Here is a 2,479-nt window from a genome sequence, read left to right on the forward strand (position 1 = left end):
AGGGAACAGGGAACAGGGAAGAATAATTGATAATTTATGGATAAGAATTGATTTTCTTTTTGATTTTTGGAGATGTCTAATAAACATAAGACTGGCAATGGTAGTTTTAACCCAACGTTTAGCTGCAGATCAAAGTGCAGTAGTTTGTTTGACCTTGCCTCTGACTGCAGTACAACGTACCAGGAGTCGCTATCGTTTTGATACAGAGACTGGGGAAATTTTACATCTACGTTTGTCTAGGGGAACAGTGCTACGCGATCGCGACTTACTGGCAAATGAGACAGGTGAGTTTATAGTCAGAATAATTGCTAAACCCGAACCCATCCTGAAAATAACAGGGCAAACTTCTTTAGATTTACTTAAAGCAGCTTATCATTTAGGTAATAGACATATACCAATAGAAATTACTCCTACCAATTTAAAGTTATCTCCAGACCCAGTGTTAAAAGATATGCTGGAACAATTGGGTATGGAAATTATAGAAGAAATATCTCCATTTCAACCAGAAATAGGAGCTTATGGTCATGGTCATTAGAAATTGCAGGGAGTAGGGAGTAGGGAGTAGGGAGTGGGGAGGGAGTAGGGGAACATAGAAAATAACTGATAATTTATGTGCGATAATTTCTATTAGGGAGCGGGCCGGAAACAATTATTAATATCTTTTATAAATCGGAAATAATGCACTATCAAAACCAGGGAGCAAACCAACTTTTATCTCTTTTACAGTTAGCAAGTCCGGCATTACCTGTAGGAGCTTATAGTTATTCAGAAGGTATTGAAGTATTAGCAACTACAGGAAAAATTTCCGATTATGATAGTCTTAAAAATTGGTTGATAGATTCTCTCAAATTTGGAAGTATTCGATTAGAAGCAGCATTAATAGTTAGAGCTTATCAGGAAACTAATTCAGTAAATTTACAGCTTTTAAATAATTGGAATAATTGGGCAACTGCAGTTAAAGAAACAGAAGAATTGCGCCTGCAAAGTTTACAAATGGGTCGAACTTTGATTCGTTTATTTATGAATATTCAGCCAGATTTATCTACTGAATTAATGAGTTTTATTCAAAACAAACTTGAAACAGAAACAAATTTTTGTAACTTCGCGATCGCTTATGGTATCATTTCTGCTACCTGGCAAATTGAGATTGAAACTGCAATTTTAGGTTATCTACATAGTTGGGCTACTAATCTAATTAATGCTGGTGTAAAATTAATTCCCCTTGGTCAAACAGTAGGACAAAAGTTATTATGGGAATTGCAAAATCAAATAGTTTTGAGTGCCAAAGAAATCCTCAAATTAAAAGATGATGAGTTAAATAGTTGTAGTTGGGGATTATCTCTAGCAAGTATGGCTCACGAAGTTCAATATACTAGATTATTTAGAAGTTAGCTTATTTCAGTTATCAGTTATCAGTTATCAGTTACAGCAGTTTCCGCGCGTTATGAGGTACAGAGATTAATAATTGAATGTTCCAAGAATTTTTCGGTAAACTATTAGACATCTGGCGATAATCAAAAATTAAATCAATCCCATACGCATAAATCATCCATTCTTTTCCCCTACTCCCTACTCCCTACTCCCTCTTTTCCGTAGAGGTCTATTGTTTGAGAAGTCTGTCAATTACAATTATAGCAGTCCAAGGAAAGGGCACGGATAGTTCAAAAGTTTAAAACTCAGACAAGTAAGGCTTTTCCTTCTTCCTTCCTTTTGCTATACCCATTAACAATTAGTAACTTATGAACGTTTTTCGGATTGGAATAGCTGGCCCAGTAGGCTCAGGTAAAACAGCTTTAGTTGATGCTTTATGTAAGTTAATGCGACAAGAATATAATATTGCAGTTGTAACTAATGATATTTATACCCAAGAAGATGCCCAATTTTTGGTGCGCAGCCAAGCATTAGATAGTTCGCGTATAATAGGAGTAGAAACAGGTGGTTGTCCTCATACGGCTATCAGGGAAGATGCTTCTATTAATCTTATTGCTATTGAGCAGTTAGAAAATAAATTTATCGATCTAGACTTAGTATTTGTTGAAAGTGGCGGTGATAATTTAGCAGCAACTTTTAGCCCCGAGCTAGTCGATCTAACAATCTATGTGATTGATGTAGCTGCTGGTGATAAAATACCCAGAAAAGGAGGTCCAGGTATTACTAAATCCGATCTACTTGTGATTAATAAAATTGACCTTGCTCCCCATGTAGGAGCGGATCTAAATATTATGGAAAAAGATACTAAAAGGATGCGAGGCGATCGCCCTTTTGTCTTTACTAACCTCAAAACAAAAGTTGGTTTAGAAGCAGTTTTAAACTTTATCCACAGATATCTAATCGTAGATTAACTCAATTTTCCTGACTCTATCAAAAAACATGAATAATATTTGGCAACGTTTAAAAAGTTTACCTTGGCAAGAACTATTTTTATTGACATCCTCCCCGGCCTAAAGGCACGGGGATTCCTACCGGGCCGTAGCTCCTC

The 2,479-nt window shown here is 36.1% G+C and carries 3 protein-coding genes; all 3 read left to right on the top strand.

The window, feature by feature from the left end; all coding sequences use genetic code 11:
* Positions 1 to 535: urease accessory protein UreE (gene ureE / locus AC3DU7_RS31080; RefSeq protein WP_488043094.1), on the top strand; the 535-nt coding region annotated here is incomplete at its 5' end.
* A gap of 143 nt (positions 536 to 678) precedes the next feature.
* Positions 679 to 1,392, top strand: a complete 714-nt coding sequence (locus tag AC3DU7_RS31085; protein ID WP_488043095.1) for an urease accessory protein UreF — start codon at positions 679 to 681, stop codon at positions 1,390 to 1,392.
* A gap of 347 nt (positions 1,393 to 1,739) precedes the next feature.
* Positions 1,740 to 2,342: an urease accessory protein UreG gene (gene ureG, locus AC3DU7_RS31090; RefSeq protein WP_488043096.1), complete on the top strand. Its 603-nt coding sequence runs from the start codon at positions 1,740 to 1,742 to the stop codon at positions 2,340 to 2,342.
* The last annotated feature ends 137 nt before the right edge of the window (positions 2,343 to 2,479 follow it).

This window comes from Okeania sp. (assembly GCF_983059655.1).

Bases quoted from the DNA above. Each gene is read 5' to 3' on its own strand.
- AC3DU7_RS31085 (WP_488043095.1), top strand. From the start codon at position 679: ATGCACTATCAAAACCAGGGAGCAAACCAACTTTTATCTCTTTTACAG.
- ureG (WP_488043096.1), top strand. From the start codon at position 1,740: ATGAACGTTTTTCGGATTGGAATAGCTGGCCCAGTAGGCTCAGGTAAA.